Genomic DNA, 22,182 nt, shown 5'->3' with positions numbered 1-22,182 from the left:
TTGTAAACGTAATTTCCTTTTATTGGAACGGAGGTAAAATTTTCCTGTCCAAATAAGCACGGACGAAGCCAATAGCCCTTAGAATCAAGCATTTAGCCAAGTTTTCTACATGCACCCATCTCCCAAATATGACATTTGTCATATATATTCATGACGTTTATGACTTATAATATAAACCAATCTATCCTAAAATAAAGTAAAGAAACATGTTACATTTAGGAGGATATAATATGAGCAAACAAAAACAAGCACAATTAAGAAAAAGTGTTGCACCTTATGCAAGTTCCAACACAAAGGCAAGTATCATTCAACTGATTAACTCCATTGTTCCGTTTATCCTACTTTGGTTCCTTTCTTATCAAAGCCTCTCCATATCTATTTGGTTATCACTGGCAATTTCTGTGATCGCTGCAGGGTTTGTCGTTCGTATCTTTATTATATTTCATGATTGTACACATATGTCATTTTTTAAAAATGCAAAAGCAAACCGGGTTGTAGGTACAATTACGGGGATTATTACACATTTTGCTTTTGAAAAGTGGAAACGGGAACATTCTATTCACCATGCTACAAGCGGAAACCTCGATAAACGGGGTACTGGTGATGTATGGGTAATGACTGCACAAGAATTTACAGATGCTTCCTTCTGGGGCAGACTTAGCTACAGACTATACCGTAACCCTCTTGTAATGTTCGGTTTAGGACCAGTGTATCTTTTCTTGATTTCCAATAGATTCAACAGAAAAGGTGCAAAAAGAAAAGAACGTTTGAATACGTATCTAATTAATATTTCCATCGTTGCAATTTATGCTGCTCTCATTTGGACAATTGGCTGGCAGGCATTTCTTATCATACAACTGCCAATTCTCTTTATTGCTGGAGCGTCAGGAATATGGTTGTTTTACGTCCAACATCAATTCGAAGATTCGTACTTTGAGAATGAAGACGAATGGGATTATGTAAAAGCAGCCGTTGATGGAAGCTCGTATTATAAGCTTCCGAAAGTGATCGAGTGGCTTACAGGCAGTATCGGTTATCACCACGTGCATCATTTAAGCCCGCGGGTTCCGAACTATAATTTGGAAAAGGCGCATGAATCAACGCCACCATTGCACCAGGCAACAACAATCACATTGAAGACGAGTCTGCAATCAATCCGATTCAGATTATATGATCAAGCCAGCAGATCGTTTATCAGCTTTAAAGAATATAAAGAAATGCAACGGAATTCCAAAAAGGAAAAGTCCGGCATAAGCTTAAAAGGGAGAGAAACATCCTTTGAGCAAAAATAAATAGTGACCATTTAAAACCCTTCCATGTTCTGTGTGAAGGGTTTTTGTTATACTATATAAAATTAATGAAATTTTGTTGGGAGAGATCGGTTTGCAGAATTGGTATCATATATTTCCGAAAAATACAGGGTTAAGCCTTTTTGCATGGATTGCATTTTGTCTTCTTCCTTTTTATTTTATATTTCGTTCCTCGACACCTGCAGAAGTTATGATCGGCATTCTTTTGATCGGGTTGTTTTTTGTAACCTATCGCCTTGCATTCATAAAAAAAGGTTGGACGGTGTATGTATCGGTAGGAATTGAAATAGCTATAAGCATCGGTATGACACTGTATTTCGGATATGCTTATTTCTCCCTTTTCCTTGCATTTTTTATTGGCAGCATCCGTAACAGAGCGGGATTTATCACCTTATATGTTGTACATCTTGTCAGCACGATAATTGCAATAACGATTGGTTTCTTTACACAAAGCCAAATTCTCTTTCCGCAGCTTCCCTTCATCATTATTTGTGTGATCGGTGTGATCCTCTTGCCGTTTAACATGTATAACCGCAACAAGCGGGAAAAGCTCGAGGACCAATTGGAAGATGCCCAAGAGAAGATTGCCCAGCTGCTTTTAGTGGAAGAGCGAGAACGAATTGCCCGTGATTTGCATGATACTTTAGGACAGAAGCTTTCTTTAATTGGTTTGAAAAGTGAACTGGCAGGAAAATTATTGAAAAAGAAACCGGAATCGGCGGAAAAGGAGCTAAAGGATATCCATCAAACAGCAAGGATGGCTCTGAAGGAAGTCCGTGATTTGGTTTCTGGTATGAAAGGTGCCAAATTGAAAGATGAAATGATACATGTAGAGGAGCTGTTAAACGCGGCTCAAATCAAATTTCGATTTTACGGCGACACGAATGCTCTGAACTTTCCTCGGCTGGTTGAAAATGTACTGAGTATGTGTGTGAAAGAAGCTGTTACGAACGTAGTAAAGCATAGTGGGGCAACACTTTGCAGCATTTCCATTAACCAGACAGAGGAAGAATGGATTCTTGTTATAGCTGACAATGGAAAAGGCATTCGAGATAGACTGCCTGTGGCAGGTAATGGCATTATAGGAATGAAGGAACGACTTGAGTTTGTTAATGGCAGTTTGACATTCGGTTCGGAAAATGGAGCTAAACTGACTATACGGGTACCGCGTGTGATTCAGCAAATGGAACAGGAGGGGTCACTGTGATTCGAATCGTAATAGCTGAAGACCAGCGTTTATTGCTCGGTGCTTTGGGTGCACTGCTTGATATGGAGGATGATATGGAAGTGGTCGGTCAGGCCAGAAACGGGCTGGAAGCACTGGAATTAGTAGAAAAGCATCAACCAGATATATGTATTATGGATATCGAGATGCCGATCATGACCGGATTGGATGTAGCCGAAAAGCTAAAGGAATCTTCCTGTAAAGTAATCGTATTAACGACGTTTGCCCGGTCCGGGTACTTTGAGCGGGCACGTAAAGCCGGAACGAGCGGCTATTTGCTGAAAGACAGTCCAAGCGAAGAGTTGGCAGACTCCATTCGGGCTATTATGGACGGCCGGAGAGTATACGCTCCGGAATTGATTGATATGGCATTTGCGGAAGAAAATCCATTGACAGAACGAGAGGAACAGGTTATCAAACTGATAGCTGATGGGAAAAACACGAAAGAAATTGCAAGCCAGCTCTACTTGACCAATGGAACGGTACGTAATTATGTATCGACGATCATGGATAAATTGAATGTGAGCAATCGAATTGAAGCAGTGTCCAGACTGAAAGAAAAAGGCTGGTTTAAATAGCATTATAATAAACGACAAAATTCAACAAAATTCGGGTGGTGCCAGGCACCTAAGGGGGATGATGGGATGAAGCATGCAATTTATCAGATGGATATTATTCCGGGGGATCCGGATGCAAATCGTGTAAAGGTGGAAAAATGGGTGAGTGAGACTGTCGAAAGGGAGAATCCGGATATCATCGTTCTGCCCGAAATGTGGACGACTGCCTACACACTGGAAGATTTGGATAAAGTAGCCGATATGGACGGAGAGCCTACAACATCTTTTTTAAGGAAACTCGCCAAATCCTTTCATATTAATATTATAGGTGGTTCGGTTGCCAATAAGAAAAATGGGAAGTTCTATAACACAAGTATGGTAGTTGACCGCGAAGGAAATCTCGTTTATGAATACGATAAAATCCACCTTGTACCAATGCTGGATGAGCCTCTGTATCTCACAGGCGGAACAGAGAAAGTGCAAGTGTTTGAATTGGAAGGCATTAAGATGGGGCTCATTATTTGCTATGACTTACGGTTTCCCGAGCTTGCCAGAAGTCTGGCATTAAATGGTGCAGAGGTCATGTACGTGGTTGCGGAATGGCCGGCAGCAAGAAAGGATCACTGGAAGGCACTGCAAATTGCACGTGCAATTGAAAATCAATTTTTTGTTGTGTCCTGCAACCGGATTGGGTCCTACAATGGGGAGGAGTTTTCAGGGACATCGATGATTATTGATCCTCGGGGAGAAACCTTGAAAATTGGGAGTGAGACTAAAGAAGAAACTTTAATTTCGTCATTATCCCTTGATATCGTGAATGATATTCGAAAGGACGTCCCAATTTTTGAAAGCAGAGTACCACATATGTATTAAAACAAAAGCTTTTGTCGCCCATTCTTCAGTAACATCTCATGTAGTGAAGGAAGCCTTGTGCCTGGGCTTACCCGGCATGAAGGACAAAGGAAGCATATCATGTGGCATCACCGCTAACCGCTCGGTGACGGGCGTCCGCCAAAAAAAGCGCAGCGACTTATCGAGAGTCTTCTGCGCTTTTTCATTTGTTCGGTCTGTCCGTTTGCCGGTTATTATATCTTCCATAATATGGATCTGACACGTTTACCCTTTGTTGTTAATAAATTTAAACACGCTATTATTGAAGTCTGCTCCAATCTCTTTATAGAAAATTTCCAGACAGAATAACCTCTGATCTTACAAAGATTATTGTGTTTATCATTCTTATCTTTATGAAAAATTCCTCGTAAGCCTATTACGACGTTCCCTTCCGTTTTAAATATTTTCAAAGCATAGTTTCGGTTCTGATGGAAAAAGTAAACATGTAAATATATGATGGAAGGTGATTTATATGGATGAGGTAAAGCTTGCAATTATATACTACAGCTAAACCGGTACAAATTATCAGTTGGCAAAATGGGCAGAAGAAGCTGGCAAGGCAGCTGGAGCAGAGGTAAAGGTATTGAAGGTACAGGAGCTTGCACCTGAATCGGCAATAGCATCAAATCCAGCTTGGAAGGCACACTATGATGAAGCTAAAGATGTTCCTGTAGCCTCATCTGAGGACCTTGAATGGGCAGATGCAATTATTTTCAGTACTGCTACAAGGTTTGGAGCATATGCATCACAATTGAAGCAATTTATCGATATGCAAGGTGGTTTATGGGCGAAAGGAGCACTTTCGAATAAAGTCGTCAGTGCCATGTCCTCTGCTCAAAATGATCATGGAGGTCAGGAAGCAAGTATCCTTTCCTTATACACGTCACTCTTTCATTGGGGAGCCATTATCGCCGCACCGGGTTACACAGATCCTGTTTTGTTTACGACAGGCGGTAATCCATATGGTGCCAGCGCTACCGTTGATCAGGACGGAAATATTGTTGGTGAGGTAAAACCTGCAGTCGAGGTTCAAGCGAAACGTATGGTGGATATCGCCAAGCGCATCAAATCAGGAAGCTGAATTCAGAAAAAGCTGATTGGGTTATTTCCAATCGGCTTTTTCTATGCGAATATAGAAAGGTCTAAACGCTTATATGCTCGGACATATGTAAGGTAACCGCTTGTCATATACTTGGTTAATGCCAAGTTTTCTAATCTCATTATTATTTATTACTGACAATGTCACTATTTTAATTGTTTCATTCACGATGATCTTGGGAAAAATATTGTTACGAATGTTTTTTAAAAGGAGATAACATATGGCTTCGACAAAAACTATTTCTAAAGAAGAAGGATTGGATCACACACTGTCTTTGTTGAAAGAAGGATACGAGTATATTCCTAATCGAATGCGTGAATTCAATACAGAAATCTTCGAAACGCGTTTACTTGGAAGGAAAGCAATTTGTATAAGTGGTGAAGAAGCAGCTGAATTGTTTTATGATACCGAACGATTTCAGAGAAATGGTGTGGCTCCAAAGCGAATTGAAAAAAGTCTGTTCGGAGAAGGTGGGGTCCAAGGCTTGGATGGGGAGGTACATCGTCATCGGAAAGCGATGTTTATGGCCCTCATGACAGATGAACGGTTGAAGGTATTGGATGAAATTACGAAAAGGCAGTGGGAGATTGCGATTGATAAATGGGTTGCCCTTGATACGGTTATCTTATTTGATGAAGCGGAAGAAATCATGTGCAGGGTTGCCTGTCAGTGGGCAGGCGTTCCTTTGTGGGCAAAAGATCTGGAGATTCGAACGAAGGACCTTAGTGCGATGATTGATGCATTCGGTGCGGTTGGGCCGAGGCACTGGGAAGGAAGGAGAGCACGCACGAGAGCGGAAAGGTGGATATCTTACATTATCAGACAGGTTCGTACAGGGAAACTTGATGCAGAAGAGGAGACAGCGCTATACCAGATTGCATGGCATGAAGACCTGAATGGAAATCTGCTTGATATTAAAACAGCCGCGGTAGAGCTGATTAATATATTGCGTCCCATTGTAGCTATAGGAAGATTCATTACTTTCGGAGCTGTCGCATTGTATCAAAATCCGGAGAAAAAAGATAAACTAGTTGCTGATGAGGGAAATTACAGCCAGATGTTTATACAGGAAGTCAGAAGATATTTCCCATTTGGTCCATTTCTTGGTGCGCTCGTTCGTAAGGATTTCACATGGAAAAATCATCATTTTAAAGAGGGGACCTTAGTGCTGCTTGATCTCTATGGTACAAACCATAGTCCAAAACTGTGGGAGTATCCGGATGTTTTCTGGCCGGAGCGGTTTGCTGAGTGGGATGGAAGTCCGTTCAATTTTATTCCGCAGGGTGGTGGAGAGTATGATATAGGCCACCGTTGTGCCGGTGAGTGGATTACAGTGCAAATAATGAAAACAAGCCTTCATTATTTGGCCGGAAAAATTGATTACGAAGTTCCAAAACAGGATCTAAGCTATAGTATGGTCAGAATGCCCTCCATACCAAAGAGCAGATTTGTCATAAGGAATATCAGAAGAGCATAAAATTAAATTTGAACATAGAAAGAGGGACAAGCATATAGCTTGTCCCTCTTTTCGTGCATCATACTCCTACTAGGATGCTATCTTGCATTCTTCTCACATGCTTGCCTGAAACTCATTAACAGATTAAGCATTTTTGAATCAATCGCAAACAACTCCTCGGGGTGAAATTGTAATCCAAGAATGAATTGATCTTTCTTGTTCGATTCTACAGCTTCAATTACATCATCATCAGAGATGGCTGCGACGCTAAGAGAATCAGCCAGCTTATCGACAGCCTGGTGATGTTTGCTGTTTACCATTGCTTTCTTTTCCCCGAATAAATGATAAAGCTGGCTATCCTCTTTTATGTCGATTTCATGGGTTGGCAATTTTCGGTAAGCTTCCTGGTTATGTCCGGATCCCAAATCCTGTTTCATTGTTCCTCCAAGCGCCACATTAATGATCCCCAATCCTCGGCAAGTACCCATGATTGGAACTTTTTTCTCTATTGCATATTTTGCAAGGGGAATCTCGGTTTCGTCCCTTGCAAAATTGATTTCCTGCAATTCCTCTTCCGGTTCTTGATTGTACCTTGATGGGTCGACATCTTCCCCACTTGTAAAGATGAGGCCATCACATATATCTATATACTCCTTTGCCATGTCCTCATTTGATACAGGTATAACAATTGGTATCCCGCCAATTTCCGTTACAGCCTTTACATATTGATGGTTTGTATGGACAGCAGGGTTTACTTCTCCCTTTACCTCTATATCGAGAATAGAACTTGTCAATCCTATAATTGGTTTCTTCTTCTTCATATTCCTTCACTCCTTATTTAACACTCTATACCCTTATTTGGCTGTGAAATAATCCGGGAATGATAAAATATATTGTAATCGTTATTGATTTGTAATATTGGAGTTGGTATAAAATGCGAACTAAATTAAGTTTATTCTTGGAGATAAGTGCTCTTGCCGCCGTCCGGGATCGCACTAGGCGGATGCGCACCTTAGGGCGCGGCCTCAGCCCTGAAGAGAAAACCACTCTTCTGGTCTTCGGACACGTGCTTTTCCCGCAGGACAAGGAGGGCTTCGTCAGCATCTGCATCTTCGTAAGAAAATTGGTTTATATTTTCGAGGAGTCGACTGCCGAGAGCGATCCCGTACTGGTAAATCTGTTGGTTGCTAGTTTAGCTATCGCACAGGTAGTAAGTGGTAGCAATCCTCTAACTAGCTTGGGGAAATACACGGAGACTCCTACGGGAAGAGAGGCATAGGTGAGACACTGAAATGCGTTAGCATGAAGGGGCTCACCAGCCGCCTTAGGATGCGCGCAGTGTATTTCCCCGAGCGGTAGCCGAAGTGACTTGCTTCCATTATTAGCTATAGATCTATCGCAAATAGCAGTTACGTCGCAGTTTACATATTTCCCGGCAATGCTTCACCATAAAAAAGTACTTAGACAGAGAGAAAAGGTGACATATCATCAGTTAGAAAGTAAAATACTCCTGTAAGGGGGAAACCAAATCCATGAATAATTACAGAAAAAAGTGTGCGGAAATTTCCGAGCACCCGCTTTTCATGAATACAATCATCGGTCTAATTATTATCAATGCAATATTGGTAGGCTTAGAGACATATTCATACTTCGAAAATAATTTCTACGATTGGATATACTTAGCCGATCAACTATTACTGTGGGTTTTCACGATTGAGTTATTGATCAGGCTTCTTGGAAGCAAATCAATTGGATCTTTTTTCAAGGAACCTTGGAATATATTTGATTTTGTAATCGTTGCAAGCGGTCATCTATTGGTGGGTGCTCATTATGTAACCGTGTTGAGGGTCCTGAGAGTGCTTCGTGTTCTCAGAGCGGTATCGGTTATACCTTCGCTGCGCCGTATGGTAAACGCACTTCTTCTCACAATACCTTCGATGGGAACAATTATGCTCTTGCTCGGGATTTTCTTCTACATTTATGCTGTCATTGGAACGATGATGTTTCAGTCGATTGCCCCGGAATATTTCGGTACATTGCATGATTCCTTATTATCTCTGTTCCAGGTGATTACCCTTGAATCATGGGCAAGTGGCGTAATGAGACCTATTCTGACGGAGGACCCCACTTCCTGGTGGTATTTCGTTACATTTATTCTCATTGGTTCGTTCGTAATTGTTAATTTGTTTGTCGGTGTTGTCGTTAACAACGTGGAAGAGGCGAGTCGTGAGGAAAAGCCGACTCCAACTGATATTAAGCTGGAAGAAGTACAGAATGAATTGAGGGAAATTAAGCAATTATTGAAGAAGAAAGAGGATTAGGCAAAGAATTAAAATAGAGCCTCCAGCAGCTGATTTTGCACTTGCTGGAGGCTCTATTTATGGCTAACATTTTGAACGAAATCCGATCGGGAAAAGTGACAGAAAACAAAATGCACCAATTGGTAAAATATCTGACCCCATCCTTGCATGGGGCCGTTTTAAGCCAGAAATCACAAATAAAAGATGCTGTTGGATCATCATCTGATTTTCCGTAACAGCTTCTTTTTATGCTAATCCATCAGCTCTGCTACGATTTCATACGAGCGCAAGCGATCCTCCATATGATAAATCTGCGAACTGATGATCATTTCGTCTGCTTGTGTAGCCTCCTGGAAAGCGGCGAGTCCCTTTCTCACAGTTTCCGGACTGCCGACAATGGTTGTTCTGGGATCGAGGGATTCTTCCACAGCAGCTTTCTCCATCGGTGACCAGACCTCATCCATGTTATCGATTGGTGGCAATAATTTTGTTTGCTCTCCCCGTCGTAAATTTAAAAATTGCAGTCGATGGGAGCTGGCCAAATACTGTGCTTTTTCATCAGTTTCAGCTGCGATTACGTTCACCCCAACCATTGCATAAGGTTTTTCAAGCACAGCTGAAGGCTGAAAGTTATCACGGTAAAGCTTCAGTGCCGGAATCGTATATGCAGGTGCAAAGTGACTTGCAAAAGAGAAATATAACCCTTTTTGAGCAGCCAGTCTTGCACTGAAATCACTTGAACCGAGCAGCCAAAGGGGAATGTTTAAACCTTGGCCTGGTACGGAACGGACACGTGATACAGGTTCATCAGAGAAATAATCCTGGAGTTCGTTCACTTGCATTGGAAAATCGTTCGGTCCCATATTCAGTGTGCGGCGCAAGGCATGGGCTGTAGCCTGATCACTTCCGGGTGCACGACCCAATCCCAAGTCAATACGTCCGGGGAAAAGTGATTCCAATGTTCCAAACTGTTCTGCAATCACCAATGTTGCATGGTTTGGAAGCATAACACCACCAGCGCCAACTCGCATCCGGTTCGTATTAGCCGCAATATGACCGATAAGTACGGACGTTGCAGAACTGGCGATTCCTGGCATATTATGATGTTCAGCCAGCCAGTAACGGTTAAAGCCCCACTTTTCAACATGCTGGGCCAACTGAACACTTTCCTTGAAGGACTGGCTAGCATCACTGCCTTCTGTGATCGGCGCCAAGTCCAAAACGGATAGGGGGATATTATGGAACGTTTTAATGTTCGTTGAAGTCATATTCATTTTCACTCCTTTATTAGTAAGAAATGATACTGGTTTTGGGTGATGGAGTCCAATAATTGGTTTTGGCGTTAAGGGGTTTGCGTAGAAAAAACAGGATTTTAGGGGTTTTTCTGCGAATCAGCAAACTTCCCCATTGAAAGGAAAGTTAATTTCCTAAAATTTGGTTAAATAAAGGGATTAAAATCCAAAAAAATGTGATTTTTTCAGGAAATGCAAAAAAAAAATTCAATCAATGGATTTTATTTTGTGAAAAGTTTTGTAAACCCGCATTATATCAGTGTTTTATTAAAACCTGTTAACCATTAATGATAACGTTTTCAATTTGTTTTTTCAATAGGAATAAATAAAAAAATGTAGTCTGAATTTTATGTTAACAGAATTTTTGTGATATAATAACCTAACATGAAGCGAGTATCCCTTCTTTCCATAGGTTTTTTACTCCTTTTACATGATGAATAACAAGAGAGAGGAGCTGTTGTGATGACAAGAAATGGATATCCTAAACAGCAAGGATTATATCGACCGGATTTCGAACATGAAGCATGCGGAATCGGTATGATAGCAAATATCAATGGAAGCAAGACGCATAATATTGTACAAAATGCGATTAATATTTTGTGCAATTTGGAGCATCGAGGTGGACAGTCTGCCGACACAAGCACAGGTGATGGAGCTGGAATTATGACACAAATTCCAGATCGTTTCTTTCAGCACCAATGCGCGAAAGAAAATATATCTCTTCCACGTGAGGGGGATTACGGTGTAGGTATGATATTTTTGCCACGTGACAGACAACTTCGCAAGACCTGCAGGAGAATTATAGAGAATATTATAGAGGGTGAGGGACAAACCTTTTTGGGATGGCGTCCTGTTCCTACCAATGACTCCTTTATCGGTAGAGTTGCTGCCAAGAGTGCACCTACCATCCGCCAGTTTTTCATCCAAAAGTCAAATGATCTTAAAGACCAAATGGCATTCGAAAGAAAGCTGTTTGTCATCCGCAAATGTATAGAAAAAGCAGTTGCCGAGCAACCGGCTTACGAAGATGTATATATTTGCAGTTTATCCACTCGTACAATTGTCTACAAAGGTATGTTGGTACCTGAACAGCTGGATTCCTTTTATATAGATTTAAATCACCCCGATTTTAAATCTGCGTTTGCATTAGTGCACTCACGTTTCAGTACGAATACCTTTCCCAGCTGGAAAAGATCTCACCCAAATCGTTATACGATACACAATGGAGAATTTAATACATTACGCGGAAATGTAAATTGGATGCAAGCACGGGAAAATCTCTGTGTTTCCGACAATTTTAATGAGGCGGAATTGGAAAAGATATTGCCTATCATGGATACAGATGGCAGTGATTCTTCCATCTTTGATAATACATTCGAATTTTTGCACCTATCAGGCAGGTCATTGGCACACACAGCAATGATGATGGTTCCTGAGCCTTGGTCGAACGATAAAAATATTAAAGATGAAAAACGCGATTTTTATGAATATCACAGTACGTTAATGGAGCCATGGGATGGTCCTGCGGCATTGGTATTTACAGATGGCAGCCAAATCGGAGCATGTCTTGATCGAAATGGTCTTCGCCCTGCGAGATACTATGTTACAAAAGATGGCATGGTAGTGCTCGGTTCCGAGGTAGGTGCATTGGATATCTTTGCAGATGATATTCTGTATAAAGACAGACTGACTCCGGGTAAAATGCTGCTTATCGATTTGGATAAGGGTGTCATTATACCTGACGAAACAATAAAAATGCAGATTGCTTCTGAACAGCCATATAAACAGTGGCTCAAGAATAAAATCAGATTGGAAGATCTGCCAGAGGCTGACAGTAACCAGCCTGCATACAGCGGGGAGCCATTATTGAAGCAGCAGTTGGCGTTTGGCTATACACGCGAGGAACTTGACAAGATAATGAAGCCGCTCGTATCGGAAGGGAAAGATCCAGTCGGCTCCATGGGTTATGATTCACCGCTTGCTGTACTGTCCAAAAAGCCACAGCTTTTGTATAACTATTTCAAACAGCTTTTTGCGCAAGTAACAAACCCGCCACTTGACGCAATTCGCGAAAAAATTATCACCATGGTAGAAACGACAATTGGTGCAGAAGGAAATCTTGTTCAGCCTGGTGCAGAAAACTGCAGGCACATTCGTTTGGAAACACCTATTTTGCTGAATGATGAACTTGAAAAAGTCCGTGGACAGCAATTGGAAGATTTTCGTACTGCAACATTATCGACACTTTTTGATACTGAAGCAGGAAAAATGGAAGCAGCATTGGATGCATTATTTGGTAAAGCGGATGCCGCTATCGATGCGGGTGTAACATTACTGATCCTTTCTGACAGAGGGGTATCAAAGGATAAGGCTGCAATTCCGGCATTACTTGCTGTATCCGGTTTGCATCATCACCTTATTCGTAAAGGTATCCGTACGAGGGTAAGCATTCTTGTTGAATCCGGAGAGCCGAGAGAAGTCCACCATTTTGCAGCATTGATAGGCTATGGTGCTGAGGGGATAAACCCGTATCTGGCCTTTGATACATTTGCCGAGTTAATGGAAAAAGGTGAACTGCCTGGCATCATAGGAAGACAAGCCCAAGAGAGATATGTTTCAGCAGTTACAGACGGAATCGTCAAAATATTATCAAAAATGGGGATATCTACTATTCAGAGTTATCGTGGGGCCCAAATTTTTGAAGCTGTCGGCATAAATGACGAGGTTATCGGAAAATATTTCACGGGAACAGCGTCACGTCTGGGTGGAATAGGCCTTGATATGATAGAAAAAGAAACACTGCTGCGTCATGAAAGTGCATTTAGCGAAAAGCGCGGTCGCAATGATGAGCTCACAGCTGGTGATGAATTCCAATATCGTGAAAACGGGGAAGATCATCAATATAATCCACGTACTATTCATACGTTGCAGCATTCTGTGCGTACCAATAACTATGAACTCTTTAAAACCTATTCCAAAATGCTGACGGATGAAACAAATAATCTGCAGTCACTTCGTGGATTGATCAAATTTAAAAAGAGCACACCTGTACCAATTGAGGAAGTTGAATCAGTTGAAGCGATTGTACGCAGGTTTAAAACTGGTGCAATGTCCTATGGGTCCATCAGTAAAGAGGCCCATGAAGCATTGGCTATTGCAATGAACCGTCTGGGTGGCCGCAGCAACACAGGGGAAGGCGGGGAATCACCTGATCGATATACTGCTGATGAAAATGGTGATTTAAGAAGAAGTGCCGTTAAGCAGGTTGCTTCCGGTCGTTTCGGAGTAAACAGCAATTACTTGGTGAATGCGGATGAAATCCAAATAAAAGTAGCTCAAGGGGCAAAACCGGGTGAAGGCGGACAATTGCCAGGCAAGAAAGTTTATCCATGGGTTGCAGAAGTTCGTGGATCGACACCTGGCGTGGAATTGATCTCCCCACCTCCGCATCATGATATATACTCAATTGAGGATTTGGCCGAGCTGATCTATAACTTGAAAAATGCGAATCCAAATGCACGTATCAGTGTAAAACTAGTATCTGCTGTGGGTGTCGGAACAATTGCAGCCGGTGTTGCAAAAGGCCGTGCAGACCATGTGGTCATTAGCGGCTACGATGGCGGGACAGGTGCCGCTCCCAGAACAAGCTTGAAGCATACTGGTCTGCCATGGGAAATCGGATTGGCAGAAACACACCAGACGCTCCTGTTAAACGGATTGCGTGACCGTATTACCGTTGAAACAGATGGAAAGATGATGACAGGCAGAGATGTTGTTGTTTCTGCACTGCTTGGAGCAGAGGAATATGGTTTCTCTACTGCCCCACTCGTTGCTTTAGGCTGTGTAATGATGCGGGTCTGCCATCTGGATACATGTCCGGTTGGTATAGCTACACAAAATCCGGAACTAAGAAAGAAATTTACCGGTGATCCGGAACATGTTGTAAACTTTATGCGTTTTATTGCTGAAGAAACAAGAGAACTGATGGCTGAACTTGGATTCAGGACGATTAATGAAATGATTGGACGATCTGATCTTCTGGAAGCAAAAGAAATTGATCACTGGAAAGCGAAAGACCTTGATCTGTCACCATTAATGTATCGTCCGGAGCTGTCATTCAACATTGACCAATATGCTACCCAGTCACAGAATCATGAAATTGATAAAACTTTGGATTACCAGGAATTAATCCCTATATGTGAAAGTGCTATTGTGGATGGAACACCTGTTGAATTTACGGTGGCAATCCGTAATATCAACCGTGCAACAGGAACACTTCTCGGCAGCGAAATCACTAAAAGATACGGGATCACCGGTTTGCCGGAGGATACGATTAAACTGAACTTTAATGGTTCTGCAGGGCAAAGCTTTGGAGCGTTTATACCGAATGGAATGACATTGAATCTTACCGGGGATGCCAATGACTTCGTCGGGAAGGGTTTATCCGGAGGTAAAATTATTGTTCAGCCTGCACCTGCAGTCACATTCCGACCAGAGAAAAATACAATAATCGGAAATGTTGCTTTTTACGGAGCTTCCGGAGGAGAAGCTTTTATAAGGGGTACAGCCGGAGAACGTTTTGCGGTTAGAAATAGCGGTGCTGCTATTGTTGTGGAAGGTATTGGTGATCACGGTTGCGAATATATGACAGGTGGATCTGTAATTATTCTTGGGGCCACTGGCAGAAACTTTGCTGCAGGTATGTCCGGCGGTGTTGCCTATGTATTCGATGAGGATAACAGCTTTGCAGATAAGGTTAATCCGGCCATGGTTAATGTAGGCGCGGTTGAAGACCCGAATGAATTGGAAGTCGTGTATACCATGATACAGAATCATATCAAGTATACAGGCAGCGCTCATGCTGAACGTATTCTTGCTTACTGGGAAAAATATTCGAAACAATTTGTACGGGTTATCCCGAAAGCATATGTGAAAATGAGAGATCGCATTGATTTCCTCATCAACAGCGGATTAAGCAAATTTGACGCAGAAATGCAGGCTTTCGAGGAAAGCAATAACCGTTTTAAAGAGAAAAAAAGCAAAGCAGAAGTACTCTAAAAAGATGAAAATACAAGGGGTCAAAATAGTCTGACCCCACTGTTATCAAAAAATTAAAATACATTTCTACAGAAAAGGGGGCTTTTGATGGGTAAACAAACTGGATTTATGGAATATGACCGAAAAACCCGTCCAGGAAGGGATCCGCAAGAGCGAGTACGAGATTGGAATGACTATACTGCACCATTGTCAGAGGAGGAGGTTAAAAAGCAAGGAGCACGCTGCATGGACTGCGGTGTTCCGACCTGTCACTCCGGTGTGGAGATAAACGGAGTCACATCAGGTTGTCCTGTTTATCATCTTATTCCCGAATGGAATAATCTTGTATATGAAGGTAAATGGAAGGAAGCACTGGAACGCGAACATCAAATGAATAATTTCCCGGAATTTACCGGTATTGCATGTCCTGCCCCATGTGAGGGTGCATGTGTGCTTGGCATTAACGAACCACCTGTTGCAATTAGAACAGTGGAACGTTCCATTATTGAGAAAGGGTTTGAGGAAGGATGGGTTGTTCCTAACCCACCTAAAATCCTTACAGGAAAACGCGTAGCAGTTGTAGGTTCCGGCCCAGCCGGCCTTGCAGCAGCGGCCCAGCTGAATAAAGCAGGTCATTCGGTTACTGTATTTGAGCGTGATAAGCGTGTTGGCGGGCTTTTGACATATGGAATACCGGAAATGAAGCTATCTTATGATATTGTTATGAGACGTGTTTCCATTTTGGAGCAGGAAGGTATTGAATTTATAACTAATACAGAGGTTGGAAAAGATATTTCGGTGGAGGACCTTCAATCTGATTTTGATGCAACAATCCTTTGTGGTGGAGCAACACTTCATCGTGAAATGGAAGTGGAGGGCAGTGAACTGAAAGGTGTTCACCCTGCTATGGACTTCCTGCAAGCGAATGTAGAGAGTCTGCTTGATTCCAATCTGGAGGACGGAAACTATATTTCTGCTGCCGATAAAGATGTCATCGTCATTGGTGGGGGAGACACAGGTACGGATTGTCTTGCCACATCAATTAGACATAATTGCAAAAGCTTAACACAGTTTGATATTTATGAGAAGAAGAATCTTCTCCGTGATGAAGATACGAACCCATGGCCGCAATATCCTAAAATTCATCGTGTCGAGTATGGACATGCGGAAGCTGAAGCATATCAGGGAGAAGACCCGCGCGCATATGCTGTTCAGACGACTAAGTTTGCAGGCGATGAAAACGGTCATGTTAAAGAGGTTCATACGATCAAAGTAAAAACCCGCTATAAGAATGGTAAGAAAATTCGAGAAGATATTCCGGGTACAGAGCAGGTTTGGCCTGCCGATCTAGTATTGGTTGCTATCGGTTTTAAAGGACCGGATCAAGATCTAATTAAACAACTGAACGTAGAAACAACAACACGCTCAACCGTCAAAGCTGCGTACGAGAAATTTACGACAAATGTAGATGGTGTATTCGCCGCTGGAGACATGCGTCGTGGACAAAGTCTCATTGTATGGGCAATTAACGAAGGAAGAGCAGCAGCTAGAGAATGTGACCTCTATTTAATGGGTGAGACAAAGCTGCCATAATGATTATTAAAAAGATGCTGTAGGTATATTCCGCAGCATCTTTTTTAAGTAAGGAAGACCCCTCTGTAATTTTAATAATGGGAAGGAAATAAAAATACCAAACACATCGAAAAGCAGCCTCATGCTCCTCACCATTCCATCCATTCCACCATTCCAACTTGGTTGGAACGCCAGTAAAAACCATTTGCTAGTCTTTGTTAGATGAAGTAATATGTAGTATAGGAAGAGCACTGAATCGAAATGAGGGTATACAATGAGTAAAACATCCATTTATGGACTGACATATGAACAACTGACAGATTGGCTTATAGAGCATGGTGAAAAGCGATTCCGGGCAGATCAAGTGTGGAATTGGCTTTATAAAAAGCGTGTATCATCTTTTAACGAGATGAGAAATGTGAATAAGGAAACAATAAAATTGCTTGAAGATAGCTTTGTTCTCCACACAATGGGAGAAGAAATCAAACAGGAATCAAAAGATGGTACGATCAAGTTCCTGTTTAAATTGGAAGATGGGAATCTGATTGAAACTGTTCTCATGCGTTTCCATTATGGGTTATCGGTTTGTGTAACGACACAGGTTGGCTGTAATATCGGCTGTACGTTCTGTGCAAGTGGTCTGCTTCGTAAAAGCCGGGACCTAAGCAGTGGCGAGATCGTTGAACAGATCATGAATGTCCAAAAACACCTTGATACAAGAGGCGATGATGAGCGTGTAAGCCATATTGTCGTCATGGGAATTGGAGAACCGCTTGATAACTACAGCAACCTGATGGACTTCCTGTACGTTGTTAACGATGACCGCGGACTTAATATTGGTGCAAGACACATTACGGTTTCAACTAGTGGACTTGCACATAAAATATATGAATTCGCTGATGAGGATATCCAAGTTAACTTGGCGATTTCCCTTCATGCACCGAATAATGAGCTTCGCACACGCATTATGAAGATAAACAAAGCATTTCCTATAGAGAAGCTTATGAAGGCTGTTGATTACTATCTGGAGAAGAAAAACAGGCGGATCACTTATGAATATATCATGCTCAGGGATGTAAATGACCATAAAGAAGAAGCTAACCAGCTGGCAAACTTGATTAAAGATCATCGCCATTTGGCCTATGTCAACCTGATTCCTTATAATACAGTTGATGAACATATCGATTACCAGCGCAGTCAGTCTGAATCGATACAGGCATTCTACGAAACGCTTAAAAATAGAGGCATCAACTGTGGCGTCCGTTGGGAAAATGGCGCTGATATCGATGCAGCCTGCGGTCAACTTAGAAGTAAGCAAATTAAAAAGACAAAAGCTGTATAAGAACAAAAGCGCAAGCGCCCGTTAAGGGACCTACGGACTGCGCCTCGAACTGTGGGGTGGTTCGACTTGTCGAACATTCCTACGTAGGAGATAAAGGAAACACGACGAACGGAGAGAGTCGATGTTGACTTATCGTACGGAGGCGAAGGAAGTCTCGCTAGTCCCTGGGCGCTGGAGCTGGACGTGGCTGTTTATGTGTAAAAGTTAATTGCTGCCAAAATTTATACTATCTTATTTTGTGAAAAAACCCTCTTTCTGTGCAAACGGAAAGGGGGTTTCTGTTGTTACATGTTTAGGTTTTCTGAATTTTTTACAGAAGAATACCTCATGGACAATGGCATATCAATAACCCCATTCTTAATGGAGACCTGATTTTTCCCTTGGTTTTTCGCTTTGAAAAGCAAATCGTCAGCGTGGATATATGCTTTTTTAATGTCAGTTTCCGCATTCGATTGATAAAAATATAATCCGAACGATGCCGTATATGATATCTTAAGCTGCTTAGACCGGAATTCCGCAAAAGCAGGGGTGTTCTCGATGCATTTCTGCAAATCCTGTACAAGCTGTATGCAATCTTTATAGCTTCTGTTCCTGAGAATGATGGTAAATTCCTCACCCCCGCTGCGGAAAAGGTAATCATCCTCCCTTAATAAGCTTTTTAATGTAGCTGCAAAATGTTGTATGACACAATCTCCTACTGTATGGTTATATGTATCGTTTATTCGCTTGAAGGTGTCAATGTCAGTTACGATTATCCCAATCTCTTCTTCCGTATCGTTTAGTTCATTCATTATTTTACTCATATAGGTACGGTTGTGGACGTTCGTGAGGAAATCTGTGTAAGCCATCCGTTCAAAGCGGTCCCGTTCAATCTTGTGCTGAATGCTTTTGGACTGAAGAACTGCGGATCGGCTTACAAGATAATTCAGTATAAACAAGGCAATCAACATCTCCCATTGCTGCTCCATAAGGAATATAAAAAGCAATCCATTGGATACAGCCTTTTTGATTGTATCCAGGATGCTTCTGCTTTTGATGAAATCCCACACATCCTGACCTGTATTAATATTGCCTGCAAAATGGAATATGGTAATCAGCAGTATCGAAGACATAAAGTCTGTCAGAACCACAATTGCTATAAGCAGTCCCCAGTACCCAAAAGGTATGCCCTCAATATATGGATATAGTCCATAAAAAATAAAATATCCAATCGAATGAAGTAGTGCGGGTCCACCAATATTATAGAATGTATGTAAAAATTCATCTTCATCTGCGGTACCCGTTTTTTTTCGATAAAAATAAACGTAGAAACGGCTCACAATTTCAAAGAGAAATAGTCCTAATGGTCCAGCAATTAGTACAAAGGAAAGTCCATAGGAAATACTGTAATCTATATTGACATTACCTGTTTTAACAACAGTTTTCAGATGTGAATAGAGTGTGGTGAATAATAAGTACACAAAGAAGGCCTGCAGATAGAAAGGGATTGAAATTTCTATCGGACCTGATATTAAAGCAACCATCATGGAGGCTATGAAAATAATAATTATAAAGGCCTTTAGTCTGTACATGATAAGGTATCCTTTCATGAAGATTCTGGATATCACTCATTGTCTGCTTTCTGTGTGGGCAATATTTCCTAGTCTGGTACTATAATAGCATACTTTAAATTGTTATTGTTAGAAAATACAAATATTTATAAGCTCATTTCTGTATTCTCACTGTCTTTTGCATTCACTTTTCGTTTTGTTTGGCACTTCTATTCTGTCACAGTCTGTTTATCATTTCCAAAAACAGGGAAACGGAAAAATAACGTTACTTAAAAAGGAGGACCTGCAATAATGAGTGATGATCGAAAAGTTGATGGTAACAGTAAGCATGAGCAGCTTGAGCAGTTTCGTACCGATGACAGGGGAAAGAAAATGACTACCAATCAAGGCTTAAAGGTCTCTGAAGACGAGTTTTCCCTTAAAGCGGGGGTTCGTGGTCCGACATTAATGGAAGACTTTCATTTTCGTGAAAAGATGACCCATTTTGACCATGAACGGATTCCTGAACGAGTCGTCCATGCCAGGGGATATGCTGCACATGGAGAATTCGAACTGTATGAGTCGATGGAAAAATATACGAAAGCTAAATTCCTGCAAATACCAGGATCGAAAACTCCCGTGTTTGTTCGGTTTTCCACTGTAGCTGGTTCACGTGGGTCAGCCGAGACTGTTCGTGATGTCAGAGGATTTGCTACAAAATTTTATACAGAAGAGGGCAACTACGATTTGGTTGGCAATAATATTCCTGTATTTTTCATTCAGGATGCCATTAAGTTTCCGGATCTCATTCATGCGGTTAAACCTGAACCACATAATGAAATCCCTCAGGCTGCGACAGCTCACGATACGTTCTGGGATTTCGTGGCAAATAACCAGGAGACAGCACATATGATCATGTGGCACTTATCCGACAGAACAATCCCAAGAAGCTTCCGTATGATGGAAGGGTTTGGTGTACATACCTTCCGTCTGGTAAATGCTGAAGGAAAAGGGCATTTTGTTAAGTTTCATTGGAAACCGAAGCTTGGAATCCACTCGCTTGTATGGGATGAAGCACAGAAAATAAGTGGTAAAGATCCAGATTTTCACCGTACAGACTTATATGAGGCTATTGAAAATGGCGATTTCCCGGAATTTGAATTGGGAGTCCAGATTATTGACGAATCTGATGAGTTCAAGTTCGACTTTGATATATTAGATTCTACTAAAATTTGGCCAGAAGAGGATGTTCCAGTACAAATTATCGGAAAGATGACATTAAACCGTAATGTTGATAATTATTTTGCAGAGACCGAACAGGTAGCATTTCATCCGGGACATGTCGTCCCAGGGATTGATTTTACCAATGATCCGCTTCTGCAAGGCCGGTTATTCTCCTATACCGATACACAGCTTATCCGTCTTGGCGGTCCGAACTTCCATGAACTGCCAATTAATCGTCCGGTTTGCCCATTCCACAATAATCAACGAGACGGTTACGGCAGACAGACAATCAATAAAGGTCCTGTAAGCTACCATAACAATTCCTTGGCTCAAAACACACCAGAAACCTCTACTGCTGATGAAGGTGGTTATGTTCACTATGAAGAGAAGGTGGAAGGACGTAAAGTACAGGCGAGAAGCGATAGTTTTCGGGATCATTTTTCACAGGCAGTCCTGTTTTGGAATAGTATGAGCGTTTCCGAAAAGGAGCATATTATTGAAGCATTCAGCTTTGAGCTTGGTAAGTGTAAAGAAAACAGAATCAAGGAACAAGTAGTGGATATGTTCGCTAATGTAAACCTGGAGATGGCTCAGCAGGTTGCCGTCAATTTAGGGATTAAACCGCCTGAACACGGTGGGTCCAGCATTACTAAAGCCTCTCCAGCATTGAGTCAGGAAAATACGAGGAAAACACCTGATACTAGAAAAGTAGCTGTTTTATTAACAGATGGCTACAGTGGGAAGGAAGTACATTCTATAGTAAATGATTTACAGGAGAAAGGACTTCAACCGGAAATCGTTGCTGAGCGATTAGGAATGATCACAGGTACAGAGGAAGTACAACTCGAAGCAAAACATACATTTATTACTGCTGATTCGGTGTTGTTTGATGCAGTCTATGTCGTTGGTGGAGAAGTTTCTAATTTGACATTTTTTGAGAATGCTTCTTCCTTTGTGAAAGAGGCATTCAGCCATTACAAACCAATCGGTGCTACGCATGAAGGTATTCGGATTCTTCAGGAAAATAATATGCTAAATAGTATTGGTGTCGTCTCAGGTGAAAGTGCGGAAAAATTCCTGCATGATTTTGTAGGATCAATCTCTGTTCATAGACACTGGGCAAGAGATGTAATTTAATAAGTTACAAGAATAAGGGCAGTCTGTGCTGCCCTTATTTTTTTGGGGTTTCTGACAACAGGGTAGGGGGCAGATACAATTTGATATATACAATAGTTGATTACAAAAGTGTATACTTGTATACTTAGAAAGAAATATTGTTTTCAAATATGTAAACATGTAATCAAATGCGTACACATACCGTTGTAACAATGAATACAAAATGTATACA

15 protein-coding genes and 1 pseudogene are annotated in these 22,182 nt (G+C 41.6%); 13 read left to right on the top strand and 3 right to left on the bottom strand.

Annotated features, from left to right (window positions below):
- The first annotated feature begins 230 nt into the window (after positions 1-230).
- The 6 genes and pseudogenes from A4245_RS11595 (at position 231) to A4245_RS11570 (ending at position 6,559) form a co-directional block, all read left to right on the top strand.
- The gene (locus A4245_RS11595; RefSeq protein ID WP_067728052.1) at positions 231-1,292 is read left to right on the top strand and encodes a Delta(5) desaturase DesA; all 1,062 of its coding nucleotides are present in this window, start codon (positions 231-233) and stop codon (positions 1,290-1,292) included.
- Positions 1,293-1,383: 91 nt separating this feature from the next.
- Complete coding sequence (locus tag A4245_RS11590) at positions 1,384-2,517, top strand: sensor histidine kinase (protein ID WP_067728050.1); 1,134 nt, start codon at positions 1,384-1,386, stop codon at positions 2,515-2,517.
- Entirely contained in the window at positions 2,514-3,113 is a 600-nt protein-coding gene (locus tag A4245_RS11585) for a response regulator transcription factor (RefSeq protein ID WP_067728048.1), read from the top strand. Before A4245_RS11590 ends, A4245_RS11585 begins: the two co-directional genes overlap by 4 nt.
- A 66-nt stretch (positions 3,114-3,179) precedes the next feature.
- Entirely contained in the window at positions 3,180-3,965 is a 786-nt protein-coding gene (locus A4245_RS11580; RefSeq protein ID WP_067728046.1) for a carbon-nitrogen family hydrolase, read from the top strand.
- Between the two features lie 490 nt (positions 3,966-4,455).
- Positions 4,456-5,064, top strand: a pseudogene (wrbA, locus tag A4245_RS11575) (NAD(P)H:quinone oxidoreductase).
- Positions 5,065-5,302: 238 nt separating this feature from the next.
- Positions 5,303-6,559: a CYP152 family fatty-acid peroxygenase CypC gene (locus A4245_RS11570; RefSeq protein WP_067728044.1), complete on the top strand. Its 1,257-nt coding sequence runs from the start codon at positions 5,303-5,305 to the stop codon at positions 6,557-6,559.
- A gap of 77 nt (positions 6,560-6,636) precedes the next feature.
- Here A4245_RS11570 and A4245_RS11565 read toward each other — a convergent pair whose 3' ends face one another.
- The gene (locus tag A4245_RS11565) at positions 6,637-7,359 is read right to left on the bottom strand and encodes a gamma-glutamyl-gamma-aminobutyrate hydrolase family protein (protein WP_067728042.1); all 723 of its coding nucleotides are present in this window, start codon (positions 7,357-7,359) and stop codon (positions 6,637-6,639) included.
- Between the two features lie 113 nt (positions 7,360-7,472).
- On the opposite strand from A4245_RS11565, the gene A4245_RS11560 reads away from it, so the two are divergent.
- From A4245_RS11560 to A4245_RS20135, 3 genes are all read left to right on the top strand, one after another.
- Complete coding sequence (locus tag A4245_RS11560) at positions 7,473-7,817, top strand: hypothetical protein (protein ID WP_067728040.1); 345 nt, start codon at positions 7,473-7,475, stop codon at positions 7,815-7,817.
- Between the two features lie 253 nt (positions 7,818-8,070).
- A complete protein-coding gene (locus tag A4245_RS11555; protein ID WP_067728038.1) occupies positions 8,071-8,859 on the top strand; it encodes an ion transporter in 789 nt (262 codons plus the stop codon).
- A gap of 59 nt (positions 8,860-8,918) precedes the next feature.
- Positions 8,919-9,074 (top strand): hypothetical protein, encoded by a 156-nt coding sequence (locus A4245_RS20135; protein WP_157087712.1) that lies wholly within the window; start codon positions 8,919-8,921, stop codon positions 9,072-9,074.
- 15 nt (positions 9,075-9,089) lie between these two features.
- Here A4245_RS20135 and A4245_RS11550 read toward each other — a convergent pair whose 3' ends face one another.
- The gene (locus A4245_RS11550) at positions 9,090-10,106 is read right to left on the bottom strand and encodes an LLM class flavin-dependent oxidoreductase (protein WP_067728036.1); all 1,017 of its coding nucleotides are present in this window, start codon (positions 10,104-10,106) and stop codon (positions 9,090-9,092) included.
- A gap of 486 nt (positions 10,107-10,592) precedes the next feature.
- On the opposite strand from A4245_RS11550, the gene gltB reads away from it, so the two are divergent.
- The 3 genes from gltB (at position 10,593) to rlmN (ending at position 18,081) form a co-directional block, all read left to right on the top strand.
- Positions 10,593-15,188, top strand: coding sequence for a glutamate synthase large subunit (gene gltB / locus A4245_RS11545; protein ID WP_067728034.1), 4,596 nt, complete (start codon positions 10,593-10,595; stop codon positions 15,186-15,188).
- Positions 15,189-15,275: 87 nt separating this feature from the next.
- On the top strand, positions 15,276-16,760 hold the full coding sequence (locus tag A4245_RS11540) for a glutamate synthase subunit beta (RefSeq protein ID WP_067728032.1): 1,485 nt from the start codon (positions 15,276-15,278) through the stop codon (positions 16,758-16,760).
- Positions 16,761-17,013: 253 nt separating this feature from the next.
- Positions 17,014-18,081 (top strand): dual-specificity RNA methyltransferase RlmN, encoded by a 1,068-nt coding sequence (gene rlmN, locus A4245_RS11535; RefSeq protein WP_067728030.1) that lies wholly within the window; start codon positions 17,014-17,016, stop codon positions 18,079-18,081.
- Positions 18,082-18,365: 284 nt separating this feature from the next.
- On the opposite strand, the gene A4245_RS11530 is transcribed toward rlmN, so the two are convergent.
- Positions 18,366-19,652: a GGDEF domain-containing protein gene (locus A4245_RS11530; protein ID WP_067728028.1), complete on the bottom strand. Its 1,287-nt coding sequence runs from the start codon at positions 19,650-19,652 to the stop codon at positions 18,366-18,368.
- Between the two features lie 270 nt (positions 19,653-19,922).
- Between A4245_RS11530 and A4245_RS11525 the strand changes: the two genes are divergently transcribed.
- Positions 19,923-21,971 (top strand): catalase, encoded by a 2,049-nt coding sequence (locus A4245_RS11525; RefSeq protein ID WP_067728026.1) that lies wholly within the window; start codon positions 19,923-19,925, stop codon positions 21,969-21,971.
- Positions 21,972-22,182: the final 211 nt, after the last annotated feature.

Source organism: Oceanobacillus damuensis (genome assembly GCF_001618145.1).
In the GTDB taxonomy this organism is placed as follows: Bacteria; Bacillota; Bacilli; order Bacillales; family Amphibacillaceae; genus Oceanobacillus; species Oceanobacillus damuensis.
Note: the sequence above shows the minus strand (reverse complement) of the source record. Positions and strands in the feature narration are given on the sequence as shown.